At 51.2% G+C, this 2,957-nt stretch carries 3 protein-coding genes; 1 reads left to right on the forward strand and 2 read right to left on the reverse strand.

What is annotated here, in order from left to right:
- Nucleotides 1-141: 141 nt before the first annotated feature.
- Nucleotides 142-1,488: an FADH(2)-oxidizing methylenetetrahydrofolate--tRNA-(uracil(54)-C(5))-methyltransferase TrmFO gene (trmFO, locus tag AC0QH1_RS10390; RefSeq protein ID WP_442957301.1), complete on the forward strand. Its 1,347-nt coding sequence runs from the start codon at nucleotides 142-144 to the stop codon at nucleotides 1,486-1,488.
- A 162-nt stretch (nucleotides 1,489-1,650) separates the two neighbouring features.
- On the opposite strand, the gene AC0QH1_RS10395 is transcribed toward trmFO, so the two are convergent.
- Nucleotides 1,651-2,430 (reverse strand): Uma2 family endonuclease, encoded by a 780-nt coding sequence (locus tag AC0QH1_RS10395; RefSeq protein WP_324631015.1) that lies wholly within the window; start codon nucleotides 2,428-2,430, stop codon nucleotides 1,651-1,653.
- 64 nt (nucleotides 2,431-2,494) lie between these two features.
- Entirely contained in the window at nucleotides 2,495-2,887 is a 393-nt protein-coding gene (locus AC0QH1_RS10400; protein ID WP_324631016.1) for a DUF2283 domain-containing protein, read from the reverse strand.
- Between the last annotated feature and the right edge of the window lie 70 nt (nucleotides 2,888-2,957).

The following is a 2,957-nucleotide window of genomic DNA, read 5'->3' on the forward strand; positions in this document are numbered from 1 at the left end:
GCCGCGTACAGGGGAAAGATGGTTATCAATATTGCTTCAATTGAAGCCCTGTTGGGCTGCTGTTTGTGTAAGGGGACAGATTCCTCCCCGTGCATGAATGACAGGGGTTTCCATCCGTCCCTTTACCAACCCTAATTTTCGATGATGAATCATCCACAAACTCCCGTTTACGTAATTGGTGCGGGACTCGCCGGTACCGAAGCTGCATGGCAAATCGCCCGGGCAGGGGTGCCGGTGGTGCTGCACGAAATGCGTCCGCAACAGATGACCCCGGCACATCATACGGAACATTTTGCCGAATTGGTGTGCAGTAACTCGTTTGGTGCGAAAGCCAGCGATCGGGCGGCGGGGTTATTGCACGAAGAACTGCGCCAACTCGATTCGATCGTCATCGGCAAAGCCGACGAACATGAAGTGCCTGCCGGCGGTGCCCTGGCGGTGGATCGCGGCGTGTTTAGTGCCGATTTAACCGCCACTTTGGCCAATCACCCGTTAATCGAACTGCGGCGCGAGGAAGTGAGGGAAATTCCCCGGGAAGGCATCGTGGTGCTGACCAGCGGTCCGCTCACCAGTGCAGCCCTCGCCGAGGATTTGCAGCGCTTTACCGGAATGGAGTATATGAGTTTCTTCGATGCTGCCAGTCCAATTGTGGTGGGCGAATCGATAAATCGCGAGATTGCCTTTCGCGCCTCCCGCTACGACAAAGGCGATGCGGATTATCTGAATTGTCCGATGAATCGGGAGGAATATTTGCAGTTTTGGCAGGAATTATGTAATGCCGAACAAGCAGAAGTGAAGGAGTTTGAGCGGGAATCGGCGAAGTTTTTTGAAGGCTGTTTGCCGATTGAGGAAATGGCCAAGCGCGGGGAAGATACCATGCGCTACGGACCGCTGAAACCCGTGGGTCTCACCGACGGGCGCACCGGCGATCGCTTCTATGCGGTGGTTCAATTGCGTCAGGAAGATAAAGCAGGCCAATTGTGGAATATGGTGGGCTTCCAAACTAACCTGCGCTGGGGGGAACAAAAGCGCGTGTTTCGCTCGATTCCCGGGTTGGAAAATGCCGAATTCGTCCGCATGGGCGTCATGCACCGCAATACGTTTATTAATTCCCCGCAGTTGCTCGAGGCGAGTTTACAGTTTAAGCAGCGCCCTACGGTGTTAGCGGCGGGACAACTGATCGGTACCGAAGGTTATACGGCGGCGGCTGCCGGTGGATGGTTGGCCGGCACCAATGCGGCCCGCTTGGCGTTGGGATTGGAAACGGTGCAGTTACCGGGAACGACGATGATGGGCGCGTTGTTCGAGTTTATTAGTTCTGCTTCGCCAAAGCACTATCAACCAATGCCGCCAAATTTTGGCATTGTGCCACAGTTGGAGCGGAAGGTGAAGAATAAGCGAGAGCGCTATGGGAAGTATCGCGATCGGTCTTTGGCCGATTTGCGTACCTGGTGCCGCGAGGTCCTCAAGCTCTCTGTGGCTGCTTGATTAAGATAACGTGAGAACGCGGCACTGCCGCGTTCTGACGGTAGGCGTTTAAACGTTAATAATTTTCTCTATGATAGGTGAGGGTGCCCTGGAAAGCAAGCGGTGGTTTAACCGGCGGTGGTTTAGCCTCACCGCCGAGTCGGATCGGCAATGGATGGCGATTTAGCCGATCGCATCCAAATCAATTCCCAACGTTGCCAGTTGTTCGGGAGAAAGCGATCGCAGTTTCTCCTCTAACTGCTGGCGCTTTTGCCGTTCCTGTTGCGCTTCTTCCTGACCGATAAGCAACAGATTCCCTTCCAAATCCCACCAGCGCAACCAGTGTTGGGTTTGGTTTTGATAGGTTCCTTCCCAAACTCCCAATTCCACTTGCATCGGCGGAATCGGATAATGGCCGCGATCGTTTGGCGTCATTGCCTGATAAAATCCATCTACGTGGTGATAAACCTCCAAGCTGTTATCTCGAATTGAAAAAATCCCATAATAAGGTGCCCGAATAATCTGCTCGTACACCCAAAACTTCCCGGGTTTGGTCACTTCTTCGCCACGGCGATATAATGGAGTTCTGTCTCGTTGTTCCCTACCATCTCCGGAGGCAAATTCTAACACAATAGTCGGTGCAATATGTTCGCGCCAAATCACATAAGAACGGCGATATTGCCCTTGTAATTTCGGCGGTACATTGCCTACGTAAAACCAGTCGGGGGCCTCTGCACCCTTTTCTGGGGGTTCGGTTTCGCGCCAATAAATCCCGCAATCCTGACCGATGCAATAATATCCGTCGGGATGGAGGCGTTGTAGGGTGGAAGTGAGAGAGTCGGTAAGCAGGAGGCTTTGAGGATATTCTTGAAAATTTTGCACAAACGTACCATCAGATTCGGGTAATTGGGTGCGATCTGGGAAAAAGGGCGGTAAATCGGTTTTGTTTGCGGTTTCTGTCATACTATTCTCTCATAAATTGGTGTTACTTTTGATTGTAACTCATACAGATTTAGGCACCGGAGAATTAGTAGTCAATAATGTCACCCCCTTGAAGTTCGCGCCATTCTGTGTCTCGTTCGTAATGCTCCACCATTGCCTCAGCTTGTGCTGCCAAAATGCGGCGACGTTCGGCTAAAGGCAATTGCATAAAAGTACGGCGATCGCTTAACGATAGCGTTTTTGACTCTTCGGTGACGGGGCGAGAATTCGATTCACCCTTTGGTAAAATCACAGAATATTCAACCATGTGAGAATTGGCAATCCGCTGGGAAGCATTAAGAATTTCTAGTCTCACCAAATTCCCATTTTTGTCATAATCTAGAATCCGCTCGGGTTGTTCGCGGTCTCTTTTTTCCACGGGAGTGTCTTGGAAATATATATTCAAAACATCGGTTTCGGGATTATAGCTAATTTTCATCAGAAATTAGGGTTGGTAAGGGGGAGAACGGAAACCCTCGTCATTTATGCGTAGGGAGGAGTTCTCCCCC

This window comes from Phormidium sp. CCY1219, from assembly GCF_055795085.1.